The organism is Peptoniphilus sp. BV3C26, from assembly GCF_000478985.1.
GTDB lineage: Bacteria > Bacillota > Clostridia > Tissierellales > Peptoniphilaceae > Peptoniphilus_B > Peptoniphilus_B koenoeneniae.
In genome coordinates this window covers 13,332-38,816 of the sequence record NZ_AWXB01000057.1, presented here as the reverse complement: position 1 = coordinate 38,816, position 25,485 = coordinate 13,332, and the positions used below count along the sequence as shown (strand labels likewise).

Genomic DNA, 25,485 nt, shown 5'->3' with positions numbered 1-25,485 from the left:
TAAATTTGGAGGAAACAAAATGGCTGATTTTACTTTTAACATTGAAGAAAAAATTGTAGTCCTATCAGAAAACAACAAGGGATGGACAAAAGAATTAAACCTTGTAAGCTACAATGGAAGACCTGCTAAATATGATATAAGAGAATGGAGCCCGGACCATAAGTCTATGGGCAAGGGAGTAACCCTCACAGAAGAAGAGCTTGGGAAAATAATTCAGGCTTTAAATAAATAATTTTTAAAAATATTTGTCTATGTTATAATATTTAAGACGTTAAGGAGGATAATATGACTGAAATACTCAAAAAAGAAAATAATAAAGTATATTTTGATATTGAAATTAGTGCAGAGGAACTTAAAAAACAAGAATTGGAAGTATATAAGAAAAATAAATCTTCAATTCAAATTCCAGGTTTTAGAAAGGGTCATGCACCTTTAAGAATAATCGAACAATTTTACGGAAAGGGAATTTTCCTTGAAGATGCTGTAAATGATTTGCTTCCTAAAAAATATGAAGAAGCTGTAAAGGAATTAAACTTAGAAGTAGTAGATAGCCCTGAAGTTGATTTTGATAAAGTTGAAGAAGGAAAAGACCTTCTTGCTCACATAAGTGTTGATGTAAAACCTGAAATAGAACTTCCTGATTATAAGGGAATGGAAGTTGAAGAAGTAAACTATCAAGTAACTGATGAACTTATAAACAATGACCTTGAAAATCAAAGAAGAATGAATGCAAGAATTGTAAATGTTGATAACAGACCAGCTCAAAAGGGAGATAAAGTTAACATCAACTTTACAGGAAGCATTGACGGAGTAGAATTTGAAGGCGGAAAAGCTGGAAATCAAGATCTTGAACTTGGCAGCAACACTTTTATTCCAGGTTTTGAAGATCAAATTATAGGAAAGAATATAGGGGATGAGTTTGATGTAGTTGCAAGTTTTCCAGAAGATTATCATGCAAAGGAACTTGCAGGGAAAGAAGCAACTTTCAAAACAAAGTTAAATTCAATTTCTCTTGAAGAACTTCCTGAAGTTGATGATGAATTTATAAAAGATATTTCAGACTTTGATACTGTTGATGAATACAAAAAAGATTTAAGAGAAAAAAGAGAAAAAGAATTTAAAGAAAGAACAGAAGCTGAGAAAAAAGCTCGTGCTTTAAAGACTCTTGCATCAAAAGTTCAAGTTGAAGTTCCAAAGGGAATGATTGAAGATGAAATTGAAAATATGGTAAACTCTTACAATCAAAACTTAGGGGCTCAAGGCTTAAAACTTGATCAATATTTAGGAATGCTTGGAACAAATTTAAAAGATTTTAAAGAAAATTTAAAACCTCAAGCAAAAGAGAATGTTATTGAAAGACTTACTCTTGATGCCATTGTTAAAAAAGAAGGTTTTGAAGTAAGTGACGAAGAAATAGAAAAAGAAGTGGACCAAGTTCTTGAAACATATTTCAGCAAAGACGAAGAAAAGAAAAAAGAAATGAAGCATATTATGCTTGAACACAACAAAGAAGCTGTTAAAAATGATCTTTTAGCAAGACGTGCTGTTGAAAAATTAGTAGAAGAATGTAAATTTGTAGAAAAAAAAGAAACTGAAGAAAAAAAATCTGAAAAAATAAAAGAAGAAAAACCAAAGGCTAAAAAGACTACAAAAAAATCAGAAACTAAAAAAGAAACTAAGAAAGAAGAAACTTCTGAAAAATAAAAGAGAAAAGAAAAAAGATATTATCACTTATGAAAGTGAAGAAAGAGGTGGAATATGGCATTAGTACCTACTGTTATTGAACAGACAAATCGTGGAGAAAGATCTTATGATATTTATTCAAGACTTTTAAAAGACAGAATAATTTTCATAACAGGAGAAATTAATGACATTACAGCGGATCTTGTAGTTGCTCAACTTTTATTTTTAGAGTCTGAAGATCCCACAAAGGACATTCAAATTTATATTAATTCCCCCGGAGGTTCAGTAAGTGCAGGTTTTGCAATCTTTGACACAATGAATTATATAAAACCGGATGTTTCAACAATATGCCTTGGAATGGCTGCATCAATGGGAGCTTTTTTACTGGCAGCAGGGAAAAAAGGAAAGAGAATTGCTCTTCCAAACTCTGAAATAATGATTCATCAACCTCTTGGAGGAGCACAAGGACAAGCGTCAGATATTTTAATACACGCTGAAAAAATTATTGAAATTAGAGAACGTATCAATAAAATTTTGGCACAAGAAACAGGACAACCTTTAGAAAAAATTGAAAGAGATACGGATAGAGACCATTTCTTATCAGCTGAAGAAGCTAAAGAATACGGTTTAATAGATAAAGTTATTAAGGAAAGAGAATAAATATAAAATGTCTAATGATGAAATACTAAGATGTTCCTTTTGTGGCAAAACTCAAAATCAGGTAAAAAGACTTATTGCAGGACCTAATGTCTATATTTGCAATGAATGTATAGACCTTTGCCAAGATATTCTTGAAGAGGAAGAATTAAAAAAAGATGTTTCAAAAGATTTTACTCTTCCCACACCAAAAGAAATTAAAGATATATTAGATTCTTATGTAATAAGGCAAGATGCTGCAAAAAGAACTTTAAGTGTAGCTGTTTACAATCACTATAAAAGAATTATGCACAGCAAAAAAAGTTCTGAAGTTGAGCTTCAAAAGAGCAATATTTTGTTAGTAGGGCCCACCGGAAGCGGTAAGACCCTTCTTGCACAAACTTTAGCTAAAATTCTTCATGTCCCCTTTGCCATTGCAGATGCAACTTCTTTAACGGAAGCGGGCTATGTAGGAGAAGATGTTGAAAATATACTTTTAAAATTAATTCAAGCGGCAGATTATGATATTGAAGCAGCTGAAAGAGGAATTGTATATATTGACGAAATAGATAAAATTGCAAGAAAATCTGAAAATGTATCAATTACAAGAGACGTTTCAGGAGAAGGAGTTCAACAAGCTCTATTAAAAATTATAGAAGGAACTCTTGCAAATGTTCCTCCCCAAGGGGGAAGAAAACATCCAAGTCAGGAATTTATCCAAATAGACACAAGTAACATCCTCTTTATAGTTGGAGGAGCTTTTGACAATATTGATTCAATTATTTCCCAAAGAATCGGAAAAAATTCCATAGGTTTTGGAAGTCAAATAAAATCAAAAGATGAAAGAGATTCAAAGATTTTAGAAAACTTACAAACGGAAGATTTGATGAAGTTTGGACTTATACCTGAATTAATAGGAAGACTTCCTGTTACTGTAACCTTGGAAGAGCTTGACGAAGATGCCCTTGTTGAAATTTTACAAGCTCCAAAAAATGCTCTTGTAAAACAATATCAAGAACTATTAAGACTTGATAATGTAAAATTGAGTTTCACAAAAGAAGCCCTAAGATATATTGCAAACCTTTCAATAAAAAGAAAATCGGGAGCCAGAGGGCTTAGGGGTGTAATAGAAAAAACCATGCTTGATATAATGTTTGAAATACCCAGTAGAGAAGACATAAGTCAAGTAATAGTTACAAAAGAAGCTGTAGAAGGAAAAGAACCTGTAGAGATTATATTAAAAGAGAAAAAAGAATTAAAAGATTCTTCAAAATAGGCCCACTAAAGTGAGCCTTTTTTTAAGATGGTGATATTATGAAAAAAAACATTTTACCTATGATTCCATTAAGGGGAATTGTAGTATTCCCGGGTATGGTTACCCATTTTGACTGTGGAAGAAATAAATCCATAGGTTCAATAGAACAAGCAGAACTAAACAATTCAAATATTTTTCTGACGGCACAAAAAAATGAATTAATAGTTGAGCCTAAAGAAAAAGATTTATATAAATATGGAACAGTTGCCGCAGTAAAACAAATATTAAGAATCCCCGGCGGCACAATTAGAATTTTGATTGAAGGATTAAAAAGGGGAAAAATTGAAAAAATAATTGAACATGACAATTATCTTGAAGCGGAAATTACAGAATACGAAGAAGAAGATCAAAAAGAAGAAAGCATAGAAGTAGAAGCTGCTATAAGACTTGTAGAGGAAGATCTGAATAATTACAGTGAACTTGACAATAAATTGATACCGGGACTTTTTCAATCAATAGTAGACGAGTCAACTCCCTCAACTTTAGTAGATACAGCAGCAGGCTATGTAAACTTAAAACTTGAAGATTATCAAAAAATTCTTGAAACAATAGATGTTTACCAAAGGCTTAAAAAATTTCACGAAATATTAAAAAAAGAAATAGAACTTTTAAGAATTGAAAGAAAAATAGATTCTCAAGTAAAATCTCAAATGGATAAAGTTCAAAGAGATTACTATTTAAAAGAACAACTGGAAGTTATAAAAAAAGAACTTGGAGAAGAAGAAGAGCCTTTAAGTTACGAAAAAAAATTAAAAAATAAAAAATTGCCTAAAGAAATCTTGGAAAAAGGTCTTAATGAAGTAGAAAAACTTTCTCAAATGAATTCCCAATCTCCTGAATATGGAGTAATTTTAAATTATCTTGATTGGATTTTAGACTTGCCCTGGGAAGACTCAAAGGAAGAAAATATTGACTTAAAAAAAGCAAGACAAATATTAAATAAAGAACACTACGGCTTAAAAAGTGTAAAAGAAAGAATTCTTGAATTTATTGCAGTTAGAAAACTTTCAAAAGACACAAAAGGACCGATACTTTGTTTAGTAGGTCCGCCGGGAGTAGGAAAGACTTCTATTGCATCATCTATAGCTCACGCCCTCAATAAAAAATTTGTAAGAATGAGCCTTGGTGGAGTAACTGATGAAGCAGAAATAAGAGGCCATAGAAGGACTTATGTAGGTGCTCTTCCTGGAAGAGTAATAAGTTTAATGAAACAGGCCAAGGAAAAAAATCCAGTCTTCTTAATGGATGAAATAGATAAGGTTGGAAATAATTATAGGGGAGATCCTGCATCGGGACTTCTTGAAGTATTAGACCCTTCTCAAAATAAAACTTTTACCGACCACTTTATGGAGCTTCCCTTTGATTTAAGCGAAGTATTTTTCATAACAACGGCAAATACCACATCTACAATACCATCACCTCTTCTTGACAGAATGGAAATAATAAACCTTGAAGGCTATACACCTGATGAAAAATTTAACATTGGGAAAAAATATCTTTTACCAAGACAAATAAAAGAAAATGGCTTAAATAAAAAGAATTTTGCCCTATCTGACGGTGCCATAAAAGAAATAATAAATTATTATACAAGAGAAGCTGGCGTAAGAAGTCTTGAAAAAGAAATATCAAAAGTAGCAAGAAGGGCAGCCCTTAAAATAGTAGAAGGGGAAGAAGAAAAAATATCAGTAACAAAAACTAATTTGCCTGAATATTTAGGAGAAAAGAAATTTTTATTTGACCTCTTGGACAAAAAAAATCAAATAGGAACTGTAAATGGACTGGCGTGGACAAGTATAGGTGGAGTAACTTTAACAATAGAAACTGCAGTTATGCCAGGAAAGGGACAAATTATTTTAACTGGCTCCCTGGGAAATGTCATGAAAGAATCGGCACAAGCTGCAATCTCTTATATAGGAGCAAACACAAAAAAATTCAATGTGAATGAAAATTTCAGATCTGAAATGGATATTCATATTCACGTTCCTGAAGGAGCAGTCCCAAAAGACGGGCCGTCCGCAGGAATTACCATAGCAACATCAATAATATCAGCTTTAACATTAAGGCCAGTAAAAAGAGATGTGGCAATGACAGGAGAAATAACTTTAAGGGGAAGAATTTTACCCATAGGAGGCTTGAAAGAAAAACTTTTAGCAGCCCAAAGAATGGGAATAAAAAAAGTCTTAATACCAAAAGATAACGAAAGAGATTTAAAAGAAATAGACGATAAGGTAAAAGATCTTTTAGAAATAGTTCCTCTTTCATCAATGGATCAGGTTATAGAACTTGCCTTGGAGGAAATATGATTATAAAAAAATCAGATCTTGAAAAAGTAGCTGTAAAAGTATCCCAATATCCACCAGAAGATTTGCCGGAGCTTGCCTTTGCTGGAAGAAGTAATGTAGGAAAATCATCTTTTATAAATGCAATGCTGGGAAGAAAAAATCTTGCAAGGACATCATCCACACCGGGAAAAACAAGAACGGTAAATTTTTACAGGGCAGACGATCTTTTAAGACTTGTAGACCTTCCAGGCTACGGTTACGCAAAAGTATCAAAGGCAGAAAAAAATTCATGGGCCCATGTAATAAATACCTACCTTGATAACAGAAAAAATTTGTTGGAAGTAATTTTACTTGTGGACATTCGCCACGAACCTACAAAACAAGATAAAGAAATGTACGATTACATTCTTTCCTGCGGCTATACGGGAATTGTAATAGCAACAAAATCCGATAAAATTTCAAAGGGTCAATTTCATAAACAAATAAGCATAATAGGAAAAAAACTTGAAATAAAAAACAGGGATAATATAATCGCCTTTTCATCTCAAAATAAAGAAGCAGTAGATGAAATGTGGGACATTTTCACAGACATAGTAGATTTTTATAAAAATGAAAATGAAAAAGAAGACTTATAAAAAATAAGTCTTCTTTTTTTATAAATAAAAATCAAAATTATGATATTATATAGAAAATGTAAAAATAAAAAGGAAAAAATATGAGAAAAATTGCAATATTAGGCTATGGAACAGTGGGAAAAGGAGTTTACAAAATAATAAAAGAAAAATTTGAAAACTCTGAAAACACAGAAGAAAAAATCATAGTAAAAAAAGTTCTTTTAAAAGAAAATAAAAAACCCCAAGAAGAAATAAAAAATGTTTTCACCTATGACTATGAAGAAATTTTAGGCGACAAAGAAATAGACACAATAGTAGAAGTAACAGGAGCTATGGAAGAAGGCCACACCTACATAAAAAAAGCCTTAAGTATGGGAAAAAATATAATAAGTACAAATAAAGCTCTAGTAGCAAAACACTTAGAAGAATATATAAACCTGGCAGAAAAAAATAAAGTTTCATTTTTATTTGAAGGAGCAGTAGGAGGAGCCATCCCCATACTAAGAGAATTAAGAAGCTTAAAAAAAATAAATGAAATTACAAAAATAGAAGGAGTTTTAAACGGAACAGGTAACTATATCTTAGACAGGATGACGGAAAAAAACTTAGATTATTCCCAAAGTTTAAAAAATGCACAGGACTTAGGCTATGCAGAAAAAGATCCATCAGATGACGTTTTGGGATTTGACGGTGGAAGAAAACTAGTATTACTAATAAGTTTAAGTAAATCTCTGGTAAAAGAGGAAGACATAGAAATTTTTGGCATAGAAAAAATAAAAAAAGAGGACATAGAAAGAGCAAAAGCAAAAAATTTAAAAATTCGCCATATTGCCTATAGCGAATTTAGGGAAAATTCCTATGTTGCCATTTTAGAGCCATGTTTAATAGACGAAAAAAATGATTTCTATAATTTGGAAGATGCAAAAAACTTAGTAAAAATATACGGCAAATATTTTGAAGAATTAAGTATTAAAGGAAAGGGAGCAGGAATGTTCCCAACAGCAAATGCAGTTTTGCAAGATCTTTTAAGCCTTGGACAAGAAAATTATACACTGGATACAGGAGCACTTGAAAATAAAAATGAAAACTTTCAAGGAATTTACTATTTAAGAGTGCCTGGTTCGTGTAAAATAGACTTAGAACTTGCAGACAAGATAGATATGGAAAATGGATATATCTTTATAAAAACGAAAAAACTTATAAGAAAAAACTCATTGAAGAGTTGGAAAGATTAAAAATAGAAGATTATTTTTTAGCAAGATACATTTAAGAGGAGGAAAAAATGAGAGCAGTAATAACAATAATAGGCTACGACAAAGTGGGAATAGTAGCAAAAGTTTCAAAACTTTTAGCAGACTATAATTTGAACATAGTAGACATAAACCAAACCATAGTGGACAAATATTTCACCATGATTATGATAGTGGACATAAGCAACTTGGGAGAAAAATTTACAGAACTTGTAGACAAAACAAACCAAATGGCAAAAGAATTGAAGATGGATATAAGAATTCAAAGAGAAGACATCTTTGATGCAATGTATCAGATATAGGTGGACCATGGACGAAAAAAAAATACTGGAAACTATAAGAATGTTCGACCAAGAAAACTTGGACATAAGGACAGTAACAATGGGCATATCTCTTCTTGACTGCATAGACGAAGACATGGACAGAGCCTGCCAAAAAATTTACGATAAAATCTATTCAAAAGCAAAAAATTTAATAAAAACAACAGATCTTGTAAGCAAGACCTATTCAATACCAATAATTAACAATAGAATTTCCGTAACCCCAATTGCACTTTTAGGAGGAGCAACCAAAGAAAAATCCTATTTAAAATTTGCTCAAGTCTTAGACAAAGTGGGAAAAGACCTGGGAGTGGACTTTATAGGAGGATTTTCAGCCCTAGTCCACAAAGGTTTTAACAAGGGAGATAAAATTTTAATAGACTCCATACCAGAAGCCTTGAGCCAAACAGATATAGTGTGTTCATCCATAAACGTAGGCTCATCAAAAGCCGGCATAAACATGGACGCAGTAAAAACATTGGGACAAACCATAGTAAAAACCGCAGAACTTACAAAAGATAAAGACTCCATAGGTTGCGCAAAACTTGTAGTATTTGCCAACGCAGTAGAAGACAACCCCTTCATGGCAGGAGCCTTTCACGGAATAGGCATGGAAGACTGTGTAATAAGCGTAGGAGTAAGCGGACCAGGAGTTGTAAAAGCAGCCCTTGAAAAAGTAAAAGGCAAGCCTTTTGAAACCTTAGCCGAAACAATACAAAAAACAGCCTTTAAAATCACCAGAATGGGAGAATTAGTCGGAAGAGAAGTTTCAAAAGAATTAGACCTTCCATTTGGAATAATAGACCTATCCCTGGCACCCACAGCAGAAATAGGGGACTCAGTAGCAAGAATATTAGAAGAAATGGGAATAAAAAACGTAGGCTACCATGGCACCACGGCAGCACTCGCCCTCTTAAATGACGCGGTAAAAAAAGGAGGCATCATGGCAAGCACCAACGTAGGTGGATTAAGCGGAGCCTTCATACCAGTATCAGAAGACGAAGGCATGATAAACGGAGTGAAAACAGGATCCCTATCCATTGACAAATTAGAAGCCATGACAGCAGTATGTTCTGTAGGCTTAGATATGATAGCAATCCCAGGCGATACCAGCCCATCAACAATATCAGCAATAATAGCAGACGAAGCAGCCATAGGAGTAATAAATAATAAAACAACAGCCGTAAGAGTAATACCAGTAATAGGAAAAAAAGCAGGACAATACGCAGAATTCGGAGGCCTCTTAGGCTATGCACCAATAATGGACATGGGAAAAGGAGATAGCAGTGAATTTGCTAACAGAGGAGGAAGAATCCCCGCCCCAATCCATTCCTTTAAAAATTAAAAAAAATAAATAGAAAAAAACCTACATCAATGGTATGTAGGTTTTTTATATGTTAAAACTTATCAAGATTTAAAAGAACATACGTTTACAAAAATATTGTATGGTGGTATAATTTTTTCAGGTGGTTAAATGGATATTCAAGAAAAAATTAAAATTTTAACTGATGCTGCTAAGTATGATGTGAGTTGTTCTTCCAGCGGGTCTAATAGAAAAAATAAAAATGGTTTGGGGGATGCAAGTTTTTCTGGTATATGCCATTCTTGGAGCGAGGACGGCAGGTGCATTTCTCTTTTAAAGATTCTTTTGACCAATAAGTGCATTTACAACTGCAATTATTGCATAAATAGAAGGGACAATGATGTTATTAGGGCGGAGTTTACTCCAAGGGAAGTGGCTGATTTAACTATAAATTTTTATAAAAGAAATTATATTGAGGGCCTTTTTTTATCTTCTGGGATTTTTAAGAGTCCTGATAAAACCATGGAAAGTCTTATTGAGGTTGCTGAGCTTTTAAGGAACAAGTACAATTTCAATGGCTATATTCACATGAAGGCTATTCCTGGGGCTTCTCATGATCTTATTCATAAACTTGGAAATTTGGTGGACAGGATGAGTATTAATATTGAACTTCCTACGGAGAGGTCTTTGAGTCTTTTGGCTCCTCAAAAGTCTTACGGCCAGATTTTTAAGCCTATGGGAAATATAAAAGATACTTTGATTGAAAATGTTGAGGAAAGAAAGATTTTTAGAAAGGCTCCTAAGTTTCTGCCTGCTGGTCAAACTACCCAAATGATTGTGGGGGCAAGTCGTGAGGATGATTTGACTATTATTAATCAAGCTCAGAGTCTTTACAAAAATTTTAATATGAAGAGGGTTTATTATTCTCGCTACATTCCTGTTGTTAAGTCAAGTTTTACAGAGGGAATTTCTGAGACTTCCATGTTAAGGGAGCATAGAATTTATCAGGCGGATTGGCTTTTAAGGTTTTACGGTTTTAAGGCTGATGAAATTTTAAATAAAAAAAATCCTTATTTTGATTTAAGGTTGGATCCTAAAATGAATTGGGCTATAGAAAATATTGAAAAGTTTCCTCTTGAGATTAATAGGGCAAGTTTTGAAGAGCTTATGCGTGTTCCAGGCATTGGAAGGACCTATGCTCTTAGGATAATAAATGCCAGAAGGTTTGCGGCTTTAAATTATGATGATTTAAAAAGCTTAAAAATTTCAACTAAGAATTGCAAAAATTTTATAACTGTAAGGGGAGTTTACAGGGGAATAAATGTTTCTACAAAGGAGGCTTTAAAGGATATTATGTCAGCTAAAGATCCTTATGCCTGTGAGCAGTTGAAGATGTGGTGATATGAAATATATTTATGATGGGACTTTTGATGGTCTTTTAACTTTAATATTTGATTCTTATAAGTTTATTGAAGATATAGAGATAGAAAAGGAAAATGATCAAGTGGGTTTTTTTGATAGCCTATATGTAAAGAGGGATTTAGAAAAGGCAAATAGGGTTAAAAATAGCTTGATAAAAAATTTTTCTAAGGATATTTTGGGGGATTTTTTTAAGATTTTTTTGTCGGACCATATAAAAAAGGAATATATTATAGGGGTTTGTATAAAGAATATTTACAGATATGGTATTAATTTTTTAAGTTCTGCTCATGAGTACGCAGTGGCTTACAGAGGAATTTTAAAGAATTTTTCCCGGGAACTTCATTCTTATAAGGGGCTTTTAAGATTTAGGGAGATTCAGGATAATTTTTTATTGGCTGAGTTTTCTCCTCAAAATGATATTTTAATTTTTTTGGCAAGGCATTTTTTAAAAAGAATGCCTAAGGAAGATTTTATTATTTGTGATGATAAAAGAAAAAAAGCCGCTTTTTGTCAAAGGGGCAGGCTTAAAATTTTAGATGTTGAGTCTTTAAGTCCTATAGATAGTGAAAATGAAAAGTTTTTCAGGTCCGCTTGGGTTAATTTTTATGATTCTGTTGCCATTGAGGAGAGAAAAAATATAGGACTTATGATTTCTAATATGCCCAAAAAATATTGGAAATATTTGCCGGAAAAAAATAAAAGATTATAGTTTACCTAATCTTTTATTTTAAATAATTTTCATAAAAGTGCTGTGTAAATTTTTCTGCTCCATCCCTATTTAAGTGGGAGGGATCGTAAAAATCTTCCTTTGTTAATCCGATTTTTTCTTTATCCTTTGATAGATCTATAACATTTCCGCCAAAATCCTTAATGTAAGAAAAAGCAGCATCTATATTTTCTTTATAAGGCTCAAAATTAAATAGGGGTGTTTTTATAAAATATAGGGCTAGCTTATTTTTTTTACAAAGGTCGTATATTTTTTTTGCCCAAATATAGTTTTCTTCTTTAAAGGTCTTATCTTTTGCGGCTTCTATAATTTTCATATTATCAAGGCTTACTTTAGGATTTTTCATAAAATTTTTACTTTGACCTTGAAGCATTACATAGCCCTTTAAGTCATCGTGGAAGTCTTTCCATTTAAACTTCAAATCCTCTTCAGCTATTTCCTCCCAACGGGAGTGATATTTAAAAAGGGGAAAAATATTTTCTGCCCACTTATCTTTTGGAAGGGAATTTTTTATCATTGCAAGTTTATCAAAGCTTAGGGGAAAGTAGTCCGTATAGGAGTGAATCGTTCCATCATCCAATTGGTTTTTTGTAATTAAATCACAAATGTCAAAATAAATTTTTTTAGGCTCTGATATTTTCAGGGCTTTTTTTATATAGTAGTAGCTTGCTTGGATAGGTTGCTTTTGACTTGCTAAAACATAAGAATTTATTCCATGTTTTTTAAGTATTTCCGGATAAAAACTGCAATAGGCATGACTTGTGCCGAAAAACATGAGGTCATATTTTTCTTTTTCATTAAAATATCCGGCTATTTTATTGCCCATATCCCAAGGTTTTTCTAAGGATTTTCTAATAAAAATTGTATTCAGTTGACTTATTATTGTTGAGAGAATCAAAATAAAGATTCCTATTTTTAATATTCTTTTTAAATTTTTCATAATTAAATCACATCTAAAATTGAAAATAAATAAATTGACTTTCACTGTAACCAGGACCGTAAACTCCGAAAATAAGAGAAAAGACAATTAAAAGTATATAGATGACTATTCTAAATAAAAAGTTTTTACTTTCTATTTTCTCGCTTATATTTATTCCTCTGTACTTTATTATATCAACTAAGAATAAAACAAAGATTGCAAATGTCAATACATAAACATTGCCTAAGGAAAAGTTTATTTTGTCTTTAAGGGGATCTCCTTCAAGAAAAAATATCTTTGAAATATAGGTAGTTGCCATGGTTAAATGGTTGGCTCTAAAAAATATAAAGGCAAAGGTTGCAACTAAAAAGGTCATCATCCTTCTTAAACTTATATAGAGTAAATTATTTTTGAATATTACAAAATATTTTTTTGTAATATTTTCGAGAATGTTAAAAATTCCATGGATAAGACCCCAGATTATAAATGTATAGTTGGCTCCATGCCAAAGGCCGCTTGTTAAAAAAACTATAAGGACATTTATATAAGTTCTGAATTTATTTACCCTATTTCCGCCAAGAGGTATATAGAGATAATCTTTAAACCAAGTTGAAAGGGAAATATGCCATCTTTTCCAAAATTCTCCTATAGATTTTGAAAGGTAGGGTTCTTTAAAATTATCCATTAAATCGTAACCCAATATCTTTGCCGATCCCTTTGCTATTATGGAATAAGAGTAAAAGTCGCAATAAATTTGAAAACTAAAAAGGACAGCTCCTATAAATAAGAAGAGCCATGAAAGATATTTATAGTCTGCATAAACTTGATTTACAAAAATTGCAGCTCTATCTGCAATTACCAGTTTTAAAAATATTCCCCACAAAATATATAAAAAGCCTTTTGAAAGATTTTCATATTTTCTCTTGCCAAGGGTTTTAATTTGAGGCAGGAGATTTTTTGACCTCTCTATGGGGCCTGCAACAAGTTGAGGAAAAAATGAAACAAAAAGAGCATAATTAATGAAATTTTTTTCTGCCCCTATTTCTTTTCTATATACATCAATTGTGTAGCCCAGAGCTTGGAAGGTATAAAAAGATATGCCAACAGGTAAAAGAAAGTTAAGACCCTTAAAGTTTAAGTGTAAATTTAAAAGTCCTAGAAGTCTATTTAAAAATCCTAAGCTAAAGGAAAAATATTTAAATAAAAAAAGTATGCCTAAATTTATAAAAAAGCATAAAAAAATAAAGAACTTTTTTTCTTTTTGACTTTTAGCTTTTTCTATATAGATTCCCGTAAAAAAAGTTACGACAATACTTAAAATCATTAAAAGGGAATATTTAAAATTCCATGATGAATAGAAAAAAAAGCTTGCTCCCAATAAAAATATTTTTTTGAATTTATCATTCAGGGAAAAATAAATAATTACTATTATGGGAAAAAATATTAAGTAGTTTACAGAATTAAAAAGCATTAAATCAACTCCACTATTATTATAAACGAGTAAAATTTATAAATAAAGCTAATTCATTTTGCATTCATTTAGATAGGCTAAAATGGGTATAGTTAAAGAGGAGGTAGAAAAATGGATGAAAGAAATGAAGAAATAAAAAATTATTACGAAAATGAAAATTTCGACAGAAGAAAAAATAAAAAAAGAGGAGGAAAGGGGATTTTATTTTTAGCCCTTATCTTTTCTCTTATAGGAGGTCTTTTAGGAAGCGCCATTACTTATGGACTTTTAGGAGAAAGATTTCAAATGGCTGTTTCCACAGAGGCGAATAAAGAAAGGGACTTTCAAAGTCAAAATGTAAATATACAAACAAGCTCAGGGGAAAATTCTGCCACTTATGTTTTTGAAAAAGTAGTCCCTTCAGTTGTAGGTATTACAACTGAGGGTTATCAAATGACTCCTTTTGGAACACAAGCAGTGAGGGGAACAGGTTCGGGAGTAATTTATTCAGAGGATGGATATATTTTGACAAATTCTCACGTGGTTTCTTTGGGAGGAAAGGCTGCCAAAAAAGTAAATGTATTTTTAAATGACGGTACCAGCACCGAAGGAAAAGTTGTATGGTCAGACAGTTTTATAGATATAGCCCTTGTAAAAATTAAAAGCGATAAAAAATTGGAAGGGGCAAGTTTTGGAGATTCTGATACTTTAAAAGTTGGACAAACTGCAATTGCCATAGGAAATCCTCTTGACATGGCCTTTCAAAGATCTATGAGTAAGGGAATAATTTCAGGCCTTAACAGATATATAGGTCAAGTTGATGGTGGAGGCTTTATGGTAGGTTTAATTCAAACGGATGCTTCTATTAATGGTGGAAATTCTGGAGGACCCCTTATAAATGACAGAGGACAGGTAATAGGAATTAATACAGTAAAAGTTTCTTCCGCTGAGGGAATGGGCTTTGCAATTCCTATAAATTCTATAAAACCTATTATAGAAAGTGTAATTAAGACAGGAGATTATAAGGCAGTTGCCCTAGGAGCATCATCAGTTCCAGTTGAAGATGCAAACAGAATGCTTGGAACGAATATAAAATCCCATAAGGGTCTTTATGTTGGAGATGTTTTGGACAATTCTCCTGCAAAGCTGGCAGGACTTGAAAAAGGTGATGTCTTATTAAGAATGGACGGAAAAGATTTGGACAGCGTCAACACTTTAAGGGCGGATCTTTACAAATATAAACCGGGAGATAAGGTTAAACTTGATATTTTAAGGGACAAAAAAGAAATGACCCTTGAAATAACTTTTACAGATTATAAAGTGTCAAAGACTGAAGAAAATGTAGAAAAAAATCCTAACAACCAAGGTGATTCCCAAATGGATGATAGAGAAAGACAAAGGTTGTATGAATTTTTCAAAGAATTTTTCGGAAGGTAAAATAAAAAAATGTAGACTTACAAAATAAAGTACTACATTTTTTTTGTACAAGTTTATAATTTTTTTGAGGTTTTTTTATCTCATCATCACCATCATCCCATTAAGTCCATAATTTTTCCCATCTCTTCGGGCAGAGTGTAAATTAATATTGTCAAAGGTAATTTCTTTGGATACTTCAATATTTTTTATTCCATTATTTTCTAAAATTATCTTATTTGCCTTTTTCATGTTAAGTAAAAACTTTTCATTTTTATTGTCCTTTGAAATAAAAATATCTGACTTTTTAAAATTTTTATAAGTATTAAAAGAATCAAAGGCATCATAGACGTCCTTACCAACTTCATAATTTTTTGAATCTATTGAAGGACCTATATAGGCAAGGATATTTTCTCTTTTTCCACCTAATTCTAAGATTTTTTCAATTAAGCTTTCTCCAATTTTTTTTGAAGTGCCCCTCCAACCGGAGTGGACAATACCCAAGATATGATTTTCTCTTTCGTAAAGGACAAGGGGAGTGCAGTCTGCAAATTTTATAAAAAGACCAACATTTTTTGAACTTGTAATCATTCCATCACTGTTAAGAAAAATTTTTCCATATATAAAATTCTCAGCCTTATCCCTTTCAACGATACTTATATTAGTGGAATGACATTGATAAGAGGAATAAATCTCCTTTGGTTCAACATTATCCTTTTTTAAATTTTCTTCTATATAATTTTTGACCTTATCTCCCACTTTTGCATATCTGAAATCATAGGGTTTTAAGTAAATTCTATTGTAAATTTCTTTTAATAATAAACTTTTCATAATATCACCTCTCTAATATTACCCAATATTTCACTAGTATTACAAGAAAAAATAATATGTAATACAATCTTAAAATTAGTAGGAAAAATAACTGATATAATGTAAGTATAAATTGGAAGTGGTGAGGATATGAGAAGGTTAAAAAAATACCTGACACTGTTCATTTCAATTTGTATGTTATTTGTAAGTGTTTCTGCAAGGTCTTTTTCCGATACGAGAAATCACTGGGCCAGTGATTATATTGATAAGCTTTCGGACATGGGTTTTATTTCCGGCTATGAAGGTGATTTATTTAAACCTGATGCGGAAATTTCAAGGGCTGAATTTTATGCCGTTATTAACAATATGGCAAATTTAAAAAAAGTCTACCCTGTTTTTTTCAGTGATGTTAAACCTGATGATTGGTTTTATAAGGAAGTTGGAAAAGCTGTTAAGGCAGGTTATTTAGTTCCTACTACAGGAAATCTAAATCCTTCAAAGCCCATCAGCAGGATGGAAGTTGTAGAAATCTTAGGTTATATGTATAAGTTGAAACTGGATGCAAAGGAAGCTTTGAATTTTAAAGATTTGGAAAATTTGTCTTCTGAAGAAATTGCCTATATAGGTGCTCTTGTAAAGTTGGGGGCTGTTGGAGGTTACCCTGACAATACTTTCAGACCCAGGGGTTCTGTTTTAAGAGCAGAGATTTCAAGAATTTTAACAAGTCTTATTGACAAGGCAGGTCTTCCCGGTGAAAGAACAGTGCCGGACAGTAAAATCAAATTTGGAGATAAAAATCTTTACCAATAAAGAGTGCTCTTGGGGTACTCTTTTTTTGGTTAAAAATTTTGGAAAAATTTCTATAGTTTGATATAATAAATGCGGAGGAATTTATGGACTATTTCTTAAAACACAAAAAAAATTTTCTTCTTGGCGGGATTGCTTTTTTTCTGCTTTTATTTTTAATTTTCAACAGAAATAACTTAAATGGCAACAAGACTTTAATTAAAATAAAGACCCCTGGTTTTGTAAGCGACGTAAAGGATTTTCATCTTACAGGCTCATCTCTTATGATTTGGGATTTAAATTATCTTTATGTTGCCAGCAAAGATGGTGAAATGGAAAAAAAGATTGACAAGAGTTCTGAAAATTTAAAAGTTTTTTGGGGAACTAATTCATGCTATCTATATGATTCCGATCTTAAAAAAATTTATAGATATTCTGAAAATGGAGAATTTTTAGGTACTTCAATGGCTCCTTATGATGTTTACAACATAATTACTCAGGGGCAAAACACCATTGTTCACATGAAGGATAATGGCAGAGAAGTTTTAAGCCTTTTAAAGGGAGATTCTTTAAGCGAAATCTATAAAACTCAGAATTTTATAGTTGCCATGGATTTTAATGATTTAAAAAACTATGTTGTTGCAGAAATAAATCCTTATGACAGAGGATATAAGACAACATTATCAGGTAAGGGAAAATTTTCAAAGAGAATTGACTATGTAGGGGAAGTTGCCTTGGATGTAAAGGTAATGTCAGGAAAAGTTATAATGGTAACTGATAAAAACATTTATATTTTAAATGGAGAAAAAACACTACATAAAGAGATACCCAATATTAGTGATGTCCTTTACAAAGATTCTTGTATTTATCTTTTGCACAGTGGAATTCTTTCAAAATATAACATGAGGCTTGAAGAAGGAGCAAAGTTTATTATTGCAGCAAATGTAACGGGTCTTGCTGATGTGGGAGGTTCAATTTATACTATAGGCGAATCCGATTTAGGAGGAGAGATAGGTAAAAAATCTGAATTTTACACAAGACTCGGTTCAGGAATTGAAAAAATTGAGATAGGCGGTGTAACTGTTGCCGCACTTAAAGATGGGAAATTGAATATTTATAAGATTATTCAATCAAGAAGCTCAGACAATAATAAAATGAGAGATCTCTCGGAAGGTGAATAAGGAGTTTATTATGCTTTATTATGAACTTGGCGATATTGTTATTTTAAAAAAAGGACATCCATGTGGCGAAAATCGTTGGGAGATTTTAAGAACCGGCGCCGACATCAAACTGAAATGCTTAGGTTGTGACAGGATGATTTGGTTAAGTCGTATGGAATTTGAAAAAAGGGTCAGAAAAATTTTAGAGGATGAAAAATTTGTAAGTATAATTCACCACAAAAGACCCGAGGAGGATTAAATGGAAGTTCAAAAAATTTATGATGCTAAAGAAAGGTTAAAGGGTCATATTAAAAAAACACCCCTTGTAAAAGCCGCAAATTTAGGGGAAGATGTTTATTTAAAAGTTGAAGTCTTACAAGACACAGGCTCATTTAAATTAAGAGGAGCTTATAATAAAATTGCAACTTTGACACCTGAAGAAGCTTCTAAGGGAGTTATAGCATGTTCAGCTGGAAACCATGCTCAAGGAGTTGCAAAGTCAGCTACTGAAAGAGGTATAAAATCTATTATATGTATGCCTTTACACGCACCTATTTCAAAAGTTGAAGCAACAAAAAATTACGGAGCTGAAGTTTTACTTGTTCCGGAAACTTTTGATGATGCAGCAGCAAAAGCTCAAGAGTTAGTTAAAGAAAAGGGTTATACTTTTATTGCGCCTTTTAATGATGAAGAAGTTATAGCAGGTCAAGGCACAATAGGTCTTGAAATACTTGAAGATCTTCCGGATTGTGATATTGTAGTTGTTCCTATTGGTGGCGGAGGACTTATAAGTGGAGTTGCTCTTGCAGTTAAATCCCTCAGACCTTCTTGCAAGGTAATAGGAGTTCAAACAAAGGCAGTTCCTTCTATGTATGAATCTAAAAAAGCAGGAAAGATAACAGGAGTTAAAGGCGGTTCAACTATTGCCGATGGTATTTCTGTAAAGGTTCCCGGAGAAATTACTTTTGGTTTAGTTGAAAAATATGTAGATGAAATTGTACTTGTTGATGAAAATGAAATTTCTTCTGCTATACTTACTCTTCTTGAAAAGGATAAGATAGTTACTGAAGGAGCAGGTGCAACTCCTGTTGCAGCTTTAATGTACAACAAATTTGAACATGAAGGTAAAAAAGTTTGTTGTCTACTTTCAGGTGGAAATATTGATGTAACAAGAATTGCAAAAGTAATAAACAAGGGCTTATTTAAAACTAAAAGATCTGCTGAATACAAGGTTATATTAAATGATCAACCAGGTGAATTAAGTAAACTTACAAGATTGTTTGAAGAAAATAAAGCAAACATCAATCAAATAAGACAAGCACCTGATACTCATGCAGATGCTATTGATGCGATGAAAGTTAATGTAGTGGTTTCTACTAAGGATGAAGAACAACAAAGACAAATTGAAGAAGATTTAAGAAAACACGGATATTCTTTTGAAAAAAAATAAAATTTAATTAATTAAAAAGGGCTTATTAATTTAAGCTCTTTTTAATTTCACTAACTTTTCAGATTTTTTTCAATTTATAATCTCTATAAGTTTGAAATAAAACTTAGCTTGTGTTAAAATTTATACGTTATAGATAAATACATTAATAGGAGGTTAAAATGCAAGCTATATTATCAGTTATAATAGCTGTTACATCCATTGTGCTTATTGTTACAGTAACATCAATGGAATCAGAACAAGCGGGACTTGGAACACTTGACGGAAGTGTTGAATCTCTTTGGGGAGAACACACTGGAGCAAGTAAAAAGGAAAAATTAAATAAAATAGTTACTATTTCCGCTATAATTTTCGTTTTATCGTTATTAATTCTATTGGCAATTCAATAGAGTTTTTATATTAAGGAGGAGTTATGGAAAATATTTTAATTATAGCTCCCATCGTTGGACTTATTGCACTGGCATATGCCTTTTTAAAGGCTAATTTTATTGCAAAACAAGATGTTGGAAATGATAGAATGCGTGAAATTTCCGGACATATTCACGATGGCGCTATGGCTTTTTTAAAGAGGGAATACAAAGTTCTAATTATATTTGTAGTGGTATTATCATTAGTTTTATGTTTTGGTCTACATGATATAAAAATAGCAATTTGTTTTTTAGTTGGAGCTATATTCTCAGTTCTTGCAGGTTACATTGGAATGAATGTAGCTACAAAGGCCAATGTAAGAACAAGTAATGCAGCATGGAAAAGTGGAATGGGAAGGGCTCTTGATATTGCTTTTTCCGGCGGTGCTGTAATGGGTATGTGTGTTGTAGGGCTTGGTATTATAGGAATAAGTCTTGCTTATATTTATTCAGGAAAAGATCCTGCAATTGTAACAGGATTTTCTCTTGGTGCTTCTTCAATTGCTCTTTTTGCAAGAGTTGGAGGAGGAATTTACACTAAGGCTGCCGATGTTGGAGCTGACCTTGTAGGTAAAGTTGAAGCGGGAATTCCTGAAGACGACCCAAGAAACCCTGCAGTTATTGCAGATAACGTAGGAGATAACGTAGGTGACGTTGCTGGAATGGGAGCAGACTTATTTGAATCTTATGTAGGTGCTCTTCTTTCAGTTATAACCCTTGGTCTTGTAGCTTACGAAGATGCCGGAGTACAATATGGTATTGCCATTGCTGCAATAGGTATTGTTGCTTGTATTCTTGCGGCATTCTTTGTTAAGGGAGATAAAAATCCTCAAAAAGCTCTTAACATGGGAACTTATATTGCAGCTGTTGTAACTATTGTGGCATCTGCATTTTTATCAAAATATACTTTTGGAAGTTTTCAACCCTTTATACCTGTTATTGTAGGTATTTTAGTAGGACTTATAATTTCTAAATTCACTGAATATTACACAGCAGATAACTATAAACCAGTTCAAAGAATTGCTGAAGAATCAAATACAGGTCACGCAACAAATATTATTGCTGGACTTTCTGTAGGTATGATGTCAACAGTTGGACCTATTATAATTGTAGCTTTAGGTATAATTGCAGCTTATCTTGGAGCAGGTGGAGCAGAAAGTGCCATTAAGGGACTTTATGGTATAGCTCTTGCAGCAGTTGGTATGCTTTCAACTGCAGGTATGACTATTGCCGTTGATGCTTATGGACCAATTGCAGATAATGCAGGAGGTATTGCAGAAATGTGCGAACTTCCTGAAGATGTTCGTGAAATTACAGACTCTCTTGACTCTGTAGGAAACACAACAGCAGCTATAGGTAAAGGATTTGCCATAGGTTCTGCAGCTCTTACAGCTCTTGCACTTTTTGTATCATACATTAATGCAACAGGCCTTGATGGAATAGATATTTCTAAGCCAGCTGTTATTGCAGCAACTTTTGTAGGTGGAATGCTTCCTTTTGCATTCTCAGCTTTGACAATGAGTGCTGTTGGTAATGCGGCATCATCTATGATAGACGAAGTAAGAAGACAATTTAGAGAAATTCCAGGAATCATGGAAGGAAAAGCAACACCTGAATATGCTAAGTGTGTAGATATTTCTACAACCGCAGCTCTTCGTGAAATGATAGTTCCAGGTCTTATTGCAGTAATAGTTCCTATTATTGTAGGATTACTACTTGGACCAGAAGCTTTGGGTGGACTTCAAGCAGGAGCTCTTGTAACAGGAGTTTTAATGGCTATATTTATGGCTAATGCCGGCGGAGCTTGGGATAATGCTAAGAAATATATTGAATCAGGAAAACATGGTGGAAAGGGTTCAGATGCTCACAAGGCTGCCGTAACAGGCGATACTGTAGGAGATCCTTTTAAGGACACATCAGGACCTTCACTTAATATTCTTATTAAACTTATAACAGTTGTTTCTCTTGTATTTGCACCACTATTTGTGCAATTTGGAGGAATGTTCCTATAATTCAATTATAAGTTTAGATTAAAGAGTACTTTAAAAAGTACTCTTTTTTATATTTTATAAACTTAAAAATTTTCTTAATTTTAATAAAACATAAAAAAATAAATACTATAAAAATATTGTTGCAAATCTATTTATTTGGTATCATACTTTATAGCGCGAAAGAAAAATTTTTTAAAAACATTTTATAGTGGAGAATTTATGAAAAAAGAGATTAGAGCAGCATTAATGTTATTATTAGTTGCACTTATTTGGGGAACCGCTTTTGTATTTCAATCTACAGCCATGGATCATGTAGGTCCTTTTAATTATAATATGGCAAGAGGTTTATTGGCAGGTTTTTCACTTATAATAATTATTTTAATAAGACCTAAAAAATTAATAGACAGATCCCATTATATAGACAAAAAATTTTCAGTAAAAGCAGGAGTGATTTTAGGTATTCTCCTTAGTTTTGCTCAAAATTTACAACAGGCAGGTATGGTTTTTACAGATGCTGGGAAATCAGGATTTTTAACAACCCTCTATATTGCATTCTTACCTATCTTTTATTTTTTAATGGGCAAAAAGCCGGATAAAAAAGTTGTAATATGTGTAATTCTTGCAATAATCGGTCTATATTTCATTTCAATAAAAAAAGATTTTACCATAGAAAGAGGAGATTTCTTAATACTTTTAAGTGCAGTGGGTTTTGCTCTTCATATTATTTTTATAGACACTTATTCATCAAAATGTGACGGAATAATATTAAGTTGCTCACAATTTTTTGTTTTTGGAATAATATCGGGAATAATTGCATTTTTTATAGAAGACATAAATATGTCTGGAATTTTGGCTGCAAAAACCTCAATTTTTTATACGGGGCTTCTTTCCAGCGGCCTTGCCTATACTCTTTCAATAATTGCTTTAAGAGATATAGATGCTACAATAGGGTCCCTTATACTCTCTCTTGAAAGTATAATAGCAGCTCTTGCTGCGGCTATACTATTAAAAGAAAGTATGACAGCAAGAGAAATGTTAGGCTGTTTAATTGTATTTATAGCAACCATTCTTGCTCAGATTCCAAGTGAAAATTTAAAAAATCCTTTTAATAAAAAAATCAGAGAATAAAAAACGCCGAGACTAAAAGTCTCAGCGTATTTTTTTGCTAAAAATTAAAAATTATTTATTCTTTTCCAAATTACAACTAAATTTGTGTCTTGAGTAATTATAAAGGTGAATTTATTTTCATCACCAATATATTTTTCATCGCCATTTAATTTAAAGGATTCAAGTTCAAAATTATCCGGTGCTTTAAGTAAAACTTCAATTCTCGTACCAGCTTTATAGGGACCTTTTTTGTTCAATATAAGACCTGTTCCTACAATGTTAATTCTATAAAGATCTTCTTTTTTTCTTTTTAAAGTAATATTTACAACCTTATCTTGATCTTTTATTTCTATAATGGTAGTTTCACTTTTATAATTTTTTTCGCTGACACTTAAGGAATAAAGACCCTTCAAAAGAGGGGAATTATTTAAAAAAGGCAGATCATTTATTGTTAGACTGGCCTTTATTGGATTGCCAGTTTCATCTTTTACATTAACCGTGAGTTTATAAGAAGGTTTATTTTCTTTTTGGGTCTTGTTTTCTTCATTTCCTTCTTTTATAAGGTTTTCCAATTCAATACACATATTTTGAATTTGCTCTAAGTTTTTTTGGTCCATTAAACCTTGAGCCTTTTTTAAAACTTGATCAGGAATTTTTTCCATGGGTCCTGCTTTATAAATAAGTTGTTGTAATTTATATTTTGCAAGTCTTAAATCTTCGTCATCAGGATTTTGAGAACCGATTTTTCTTATGCCTAAATCATCTATCCTTTTAAAAATTGAAGCTGCCTCAGCTCGTGTGAGAGCCTTATAGGGCATAAATTTTTCTTTAGGGTAGCCTGCAAATAAACCTGAAAAATTATTTAAAGCTGTTTTTTCTTTTTTAGTTAAATTTTCAGTATCAGTGTAAAATCTATCTTGGGAAAAGGGCTCATAAATATTGTTGATAAGATTTACAAAATCTATTCTGGTCATGGAATTTTTCGGGAAAAAATAAGATTCATCTTTTACAAAACCTTGAAGAACAAGACTTTTAATTGGTATATAGTACCAGTCATCTTTATTTACATCTTTAAAATTTATCTCAGAATCTAAAGAATTCGCTCTGCTTATTTTATATATAATGCTTGCGGTTTCTCCCCTGGTCAAAATTTTATCCGGCATAAAACTTCTGTCGGGAAATCCTTCCATAAGATTTTTTTCTTTAACATAGTTTATGCTTTCTTTTGCCCAGTGACTATTTGTGTCTGTGAAGGCGTATGTATGTATAAAAATTAAAGAGGCAGCTGAAATTAAAATTAACAATTTTTTCATTTTATCACCTTAATTTATAATAACTGTTTTTATTTGTAAAAGCAATTATACTTGATTTTATCATATTTAAGTCTTACGATTATAATAATGGAGGTAATGATGAAAGATTTAATTAGTGAACTTAAAGAAAAATTAAAAGGAAAAAATGCAAAAATTGTTTTTCCAGAAGGTGAAGATAAGAGAATACTTGAAGCTGCAATAAAATTACAAGAAGAAGGTATAATAAAGCCTCTTGTTCTTGGAGACCTTGAAAGTATAAAAAACACAGGTAAAGAAAATAACTTAGATATAAAGTCTCTTGAAATAGTTGATCCTAAGGAAAATATTTCAGAAGATATGGTAAATTCCCTTGTTGAAAGAAGAAAGGGCAAACTTAATAAAGAAGAAGCTGAAAAACTTCTTCAAGACCCCAACTATTTTGGAACAATGCTTGTTTACATGGGAAAAGCTGACGGAATGGTATCAGGTGCTGTTCATACAACAGGAGAAACTGTAAGACCAGCCCTTCAAATTATAAAAACAAAAGAAGGATTTAATAGAACAAGCGGTTCATTTATAATGCTTAGAAATGATGAAATGTATCTATTTGCAGATTGTGCAATAAATATAGATCTTGATGAAAATGCTTTAGCTGAGGTTGCAGTAGTTTCAAACTTAACTGCAAAACAATTTGGCATGGATCCTAAAGTTGCAATGCTTTCTTTTTCAACAAAGGGTTCAGCAAAAGATGAAAAAGTAGATAAAGTTGCAAATGCAACAAAACTTGCAAAAGAAATGGACAAAGACATTTTAATAGATGGAGAACTTCAATTTGATGCAGCTTTTGTTGAAAGTGTTGCAAAACAAAAAGCACCGGGTTCACCTGTTGCAGGCCATGCAAATGTGTTTATCTTCCCAAGTCTTGAAGCAGGAAACATAGGTTATAAAATAGCTCAAAGATTTGGTGGATTTGTTGCCATAGGACCTATTTTACAAGGTTTAAACAAACCAGTTAACGATTTATCAAGAGGCTGCAACGCTCAAGAAGTTGAATCTCTTGCAATTATAACTGCCGCTCAAGCTTACCTATAGGCTCAAATAAAAATTTATTGAGTTTTTAAGGCATTTATTGTATAATTAACAAGTACTGC

The 25,485-nt window shown here is 32.1% G+C and carries 24 protein-coding genes; 20 read left to right on the top strand and 4 right to left on the bottom strand.

Annotated elements, in window-relative coordinates; translation table 11 throughout:
- Nucleotides 1-19: 19 nt before the first annotated feature.
- From HMPREF1253_RS06300 to HMPREF1253_RS06250, 11 genes are all read left to right on the top strand, one after another.
- Nucleotides 20-232, top strand: coding sequence for a YdbC family protein (locus HMPREF1253_RS06300; protein ID WP_023055987.1), 213 nt, complete (start codon nucleotides 20-22; stop codon nucleotides 230-232).
- 53 nt (nucleotides 233-285) lie between these two features.
- Entirely contained in the window at nucleotides 286-1,704 is a 1,419-nt protein-coding gene (gene tig, locus HMPREF1253_RS06295; protein WP_023055972.1) for a trigger factor, read from the top strand.
- Nucleotides 1,705-1,758: 54 nt separating this feature from the next.
- Nucleotides 1,759-2,343: an ATP-dependent Clp endopeptidase proteolytic subunit ClpP gene (clpP, locus tag HMPREF1253_RS06290; RefSeq protein ID WP_023055968.1), complete on the top strand. Its 585-nt coding sequence runs from the start codon at nucleotides 1,759-1,761 to the stop codon at nucleotides 2,341-2,343.
- A 7-nt stretch (nucleotides 2,344-2,350) separates the two neighbouring features.
- The gene (gene clpX / locus HMPREF1253_RS06285) at nucleotides 2,351-3,595 is read left to right on the top strand and encodes an ATP-dependent Clp protease ATP-binding subunit ClpX (RefSeq protein ID WP_023055931.1); all 1,245 of its coding nucleotides are present in this window, start codon (nucleotides 2,351-2,353) and stop codon (nucleotides 3,593-3,595) included.
- A 38-nt stretch (nucleotides 3,596-3,633) separates the two neighbouring features.
- Entirely contained in the window at nucleotides 3,634-5,937 is a 2,304-nt protein-coding gene (gene lon / locus HMPREF1253_RS06280; RefSeq protein ID WP_023055930.1) for an endopeptidase La, read from the top strand.
- A complete protein-coding gene (gene yihA, locus HMPREF1253_RS06275; RefSeq protein WP_023055971.1) occupies nucleotides 5,934-6,551 on the top strand; it encodes a ribosome biogenesis GTP-binding protein YihA/YsxC in 618 nt (205 codons plus the stop codon). The genes lon and yihA overlap by 4 nt, the downstream gene beginning before the upstream one ends.
- Before the next feature lie 80 nt (nucleotides 6,552-6,631).
- Nucleotides 6,632-7,765: a homoserine dehydrogenase gene (locus tag HMPREF1253_RS06270; RefSeq protein WP_023055956.1), complete on the top strand. Its 1,134-nt coding sequence runs from the start codon at nucleotides 6,632-6,634 to the stop codon at nucleotides 7,763-7,765.
- Between the two features lie 47 nt (nucleotides 7,766-7,812).
- Nucleotides 7,813-8,082, top strand: a complete 270-nt coding sequence (locus HMPREF1253_RS06265; RefSeq protein WP_023055918.1) for an ACT domain-containing protein — start codon at nucleotides 7,813-7,815, stop codon at nucleotides 8,080-8,082.
- Nucleotides 8,083-8,089: 7 nt separating this feature from the next.
- On the top strand, nucleotides 8,090-9,445 hold the full coding sequence (locus tag HMPREF1253_RS06260) for a PFL family protein (protein ID WP_023055934.1): 1,356 nt from the start codon (nucleotides 8,090-8,092) through the stop codon (nucleotides 9,443-9,445).
- 129 nt (nucleotides 9,446-9,574) lie between these two features.
- Nucleotides 9,575-10,804 carry a putative DNA modification/repair radical SAM protein gene (locus HMPREF1253_RS06255; protein ID WP_023055955.1) on the top strand — a complete coding sequence of 410 codons (1,230 nt, stop codon included), beginning with the start codon at nucleotides 9,575-9,577 and terminating at the stop codon, nucleotides 10,802-10,804.
- A gap of 1 nt (nucleotide 10,805) precedes the next feature.
- Nucleotides 10,806-11,534, top strand: coding sequence for a TIGR03915 family putative DNA repair protein (locus tag HMPREF1253_RS06250; RefSeq protein WP_023055933.1), 729 nt, complete (start codon nucleotides 10,806-10,808; stop codon nucleotides 11,532-11,534).
- Between the two features lie 13 nt (nucleotides 11,535-11,547).
- Here HMPREF1253_RS06250 and HMPREF1253_RS06245 read toward each other — a convergent pair whose 3' ends face one another.
- Both HMPREF1253_RS06245 and HMPREF1253_RS06240 read right to left on the bottom strand, forming a co-directional pair.
- Nucleotides 11,548-12,492 (bottom strand): hypothetical protein, encoded by a 945-nt coding sequence (locus tag HMPREF1253_RS06245; protein WP_023055890.1) that lies wholly within the window; start codon nucleotides 12,490-12,492, stop codon nucleotides 11,548-11,550.
- Nucleotides 12,493-12,505: 13 nt separating this feature from the next.
- Nucleotides 12,506-13,795 (bottom strand): MBOAT family protein, encoded by a 1,290-nt coding sequence (locus HMPREF1253_RS06240; RefSeq protein ID WP_238318891.1) that lies wholly within the window; start codon nucleotides 13,793-13,795, stop codon nucleotides 12,506-12,508.
- A 258-nt stretch (nucleotides 13,796-14,053) separates the two neighbouring features.
- Here HMPREF1253_RS06240 and HMPREF1253_RS06235 point away from each other — a divergent pair, with 258 nt between their 5' ends.
- The gene (locus HMPREF1253_RS06235; protein WP_023055964.1) at nucleotides 14,054-15,358 is read left to right on the top strand and encodes a S1C family serine protease; all 1,305 of its coding nucleotides are present in this window, start codon (nucleotides 14,054-14,056) and stop codon (nucleotides 15,356-15,358) included.
- A 75-nt stretch (nucleotides 15,359-15,433) separates the two neighbouring features.
- Here the strand turns inward: HMPREF1253_RS06235 and pgeF are convergent, their stop codons facing one another.
- Complete coding sequence (pgeF, locus tag HMPREF1253_RS06230) at nucleotides 15,434-16,165, bottom strand: peptidoglycan editing factor PgeF (RefSeq protein ID WP_023055907.1); 732 nt, start codon at nucleotides 16,163-16,165, stop codon at nucleotides 15,434-15,436.
- A 174-nt stretch (nucleotides 16,166-16,339) separates the two neighbouring features.
- On the opposite strand from pgeF, the gene HMPREF1253_RS06225 reads away from it, so the two are divergent.
- The 7 genes from HMPREF1253_RS06225 to HMPREF1253_RS06195 all read left to right on the top strand — a co-directional run bounded on the left by HMPREF1253_RS06225 (nucleotide 16,340) and on the right by HMPREF1253_RS06195 (nucleotide 23,063).
- Nucleotides 16,340-16,954: an S-layer homology domain-containing protein gene (locus HMPREF1253_RS06225; protein ID WP_023055954.1), complete on the top strand. Its 615-nt coding sequence runs from the start codon at nucleotides 16,340-16,342 to the stop codon at nucleotides 16,952-16,954.
- An 83-nt stretch (nucleotides 16,955-17,037) separates the two neighbouring features.
- Nucleotides 17,038-18,111: a hypothetical protein gene (locus HMPREF1253_RS06220; RefSeq protein ID WP_023055981.1), complete on the top strand. Its 1,074-nt coding sequence runs from the start codon at nucleotides 17,038-17,040 to the stop codon at nucleotides 18,109-18,111.
- Nucleotides 18,112-18,121: 10 nt separating this feature from the next.
- Nucleotides 18,122-18,349 carry a DUF951 domain-containing protein gene (locus HMPREF1253_RS06215; RefSeq protein WP_023055950.1) on the top strand — a complete coding sequence of 76 codons (228 nt, stop codon included), beginning with the start codon at nucleotides 18,122-18,124 and terminating at the stop codon, nucleotides 18,347-18,349.
- The gene (gene ilvA, locus HMPREF1253_RS06210; RefSeq protein ID WP_023055940.1) at nucleotides 18,350-19,540 is read left to right on the top strand and encodes a threonine ammonia-lyase; all 1,191 of its coding nucleotides are present in this window, start codon (nucleotides 18,350-18,352) and stop codon (nucleotides 19,538-19,540) included. It begins immediately after the preceding gene.
- A gap of 158 nt (nucleotides 19,541-19,698) precedes the next feature.
- The gene (locus tag HMPREF1253_RS06205; RefSeq protein ID WP_023055914.1) at nucleotides 19,699-19,926 is read left to right on the top strand and encodes a preprotein translocase subunit SecG; all 228 of its coding nucleotides are present in this window, start codon (nucleotides 19,699-19,701) and stop codon (nucleotides 19,924-19,926) included.
- 23 nt (nucleotides 19,927-19,949) lie between these two features.
- A complete protein-coding gene (locus HMPREF1253_RS06200; protein ID WP_023055948.1) occupies nucleotides 19,950-21,956 on the top strand; it encodes a sodium-translocating pyrophosphatase in 2,007 nt (668 codons plus the stop codon).
- A gap of 198 nt (nucleotides 21,957-22,154) precedes the next feature.
- Nucleotides 22,155-23,063 carry a DMT family transporter gene (locus tag HMPREF1253_RS06195; protein WP_023055904.1) on the top strand — a complete coding sequence of 303 codons (909 nt, stop codon included), beginning with the start codon at nucleotides 22,155-22,157 and terminating at the stop codon, nucleotides 23,061-23,063.
- Nucleotides 23,064-23,107: 44 nt separating this feature from the next.
- Here HMPREF1253_RS06195 and HMPREF1253_RS06190 read toward each other — a convergent pair whose 3' ends face one another.
- Nucleotides 23,108-24,355, bottom strand: a complete 1,248-nt coding sequence (locus HMPREF1253_RS06190) for an S-layer homology domain-containing protein (protein WP_023055901.1) — start codon at nucleotides 24,353-24,355, stop codon at nucleotides 23,108-23,110.
- A 96-nt stretch (nucleotides 24,356-24,451) separates the two neighbouring features.
- Between HMPREF1253_RS06190 and pta the strand changes: the two genes are divergently transcribed.
- Nucleotides 24,452-25,426 (top strand): phosphate acetyltransferase, encoded by a 975-nt coding sequence (pta, locus tag HMPREF1253_RS06185; protein WP_369758375.1) that lies wholly within the window; start codon nucleotides 24,452-24,454, stop codon nucleotides 25,424-25,426.
- The last annotated feature ends 59 nt before the right edge of the window (nucleotides 25,427-25,485 follow it).

Excerpts from the sequence above, each read along its gene's own strand:
- HMPREF1253_RS06250 (WP_023055933.1), top strand. The coding sequence starts at position 10,806 with ATGAAATATATTTATGATGGGACTTTTGATGGTCTTTTAACTTTAATA.
- HMPREF1253_RS06200 (WP_023055948.1), top strand. The coding sequence starts at position 19,950 with ATGGAAAATATTTTAATTATAGCTCCCATCGTTGGACTTATTGCACTG.
- tig (WP_023055972.1), top strand. The coding sequence starts at position 286 with ATGACTGAAATACTCAAAAAAGAAAATAATAAAGTATATTTTGATATT.
- clpP (WP_023055968.1), top strand. The coding sequence starts at position 1,759 with ATGGCATTAGTACCTACTGTTATTGAACAGACAAATCGTGGAGAAAGA.
- HMPREF1253_RS06205 (WP_023055914.1), top strand. The coding sequence starts at position 19,699 with ATGCAAGCTATATTATCAGTTATAATAGCTGTTACATCCATTGTGCTT.
- HMPREF1253_RS06235 (WP_023055964.1), top strand. The coding sequence starts at position 14,054 with ATGGATGAAAGAAATGAAGAAATAAAAAATTATTACGAAAATGAAAAT.
- HMPREF1253_RS06195 (WP_023055904.1), top strand. The coding sequence starts at position 22,155 with ATGAAAAAAGAGATTAGAGCAGCATTAATGTTATTATTAGTTGCACTT.
- HMPREF1253_RS06225 (WP_023055954.1), top strand. The coding sequence starts at position 16,340 with ATGTTATTTGTAAGTGTTTCTGCAAGGTCTTTTTCCGATACGAGAAAT.
- HMPREF1253_RS06245 (WP_023055890.1), bottom strand. The coding sequence starts at position 12,492 with ATGAAAAATTTAAAAAGAATATTAAAAATAGGAATCTTTATTTTGATT.
- HMPREF1253_RS06260 (WP_023055934.1), top strand. The coding sequence starts at position 8,090 with ATGGACGAAAAAAAAATACTGGAAACTATAAGAATGTTCGACCAAGAA.
- HMPREF1253_RS06300 (WP_023055987.1), top strand. The coding sequence starts at position 20 with ATGGCTGATTTTACTTTTAACATTGAAGAAAAAATTGTAGTCCTATCA.
- HMPREF1253_RS06270 (WP_023055956.1), top strand. The coding sequence starts at position 6,632 with ATGAGAAAAATTGCAATATTAGGCTATGGAACAGTGGGAAAAGGAGTT.
- HMPREF1253_RS06240 (WP_238318891.1), bottom strand. The coding sequence starts at position 13,795 with ATGATTTTAAGTATTGTCGTAACTTTTTTTACGGGAATCTATATAGAA.
- HMPREF1253_RS06265 (WP_023055918.1), top strand. The coding sequence starts at position 7,813 with ATGAGAGCAGTAATAACAATAATAGGCTACGACAAAGTGGGAATAGTA.
- pta (WP_369758375.1), top strand. The coding sequence starts at position 24,452 with ATGATGAAAGATTTAATTAGTGAACTTAAAGAAAAATTAAAAGGAAAA.
- clpX (WP_023055931.1), top strand. The coding sequence starts at position 2,351 with ATGTCTAATGATGAAATACTAAGATGTTCCTTTTGTGGCAAAACTCAA.
- HMPREF1253_RS06255 (WP_023055955.1), top strand. The coding sequence starts at position 9,575 with ATGGATATTCAAGAAAAAATTAAAATTTTAACTGATGCTGCTAAGTAT.
- HMPREF1253_RS06220 (WP_023055981.1), top strand. The coding sequence starts at position 17,038 with ATGGACTATTTCTTAAAACACAAAAAAAATTTTCTTCTTGGCGGGATT.
- HMPREF1253_RS06190 (WP_023055901.1), bottom strand. The coding sequence starts at position 24,355 with ATGAAAAAATTGTTAATTTTAATTTCAGCTGCCTCTTTAATTTTTATA.
- yihA (WP_023055971.1), top strand. The coding sequence starts at position 5,934 with ATGATTATAAAAAAATCAGATCTTGAAAAAGTAGCTGTAAAAGTATCC.
- lon (WP_023055930.1), top strand. The coding sequence starts at position 3,634 with ATGAAAAAAAACATTTTACCTATGATTCCATTAAGGGGAATTGTAGTA.
- ilvA (WP_023055940.1), top strand. The coding sequence starts at position 18,350 with ATGGAAGTTCAAAAAATTTATGATGCTAAAGAAAGGTTAAAGGGTCAT.
- HMPREF1253_RS06215 (WP_023055950.1), top strand. The coding sequence starts at position 18,122 with ATGCTTTATTATGAACTTGGCGATATTGTTATTTTAAAAAAAGGACAT.
- pgeF (WP_023055907.1), bottom strand. The coding sequence starts at position 16,165 with ATGAAAAGTTTATTATTAAAAGAAATTTACAATAGAATTTACTTAAAA.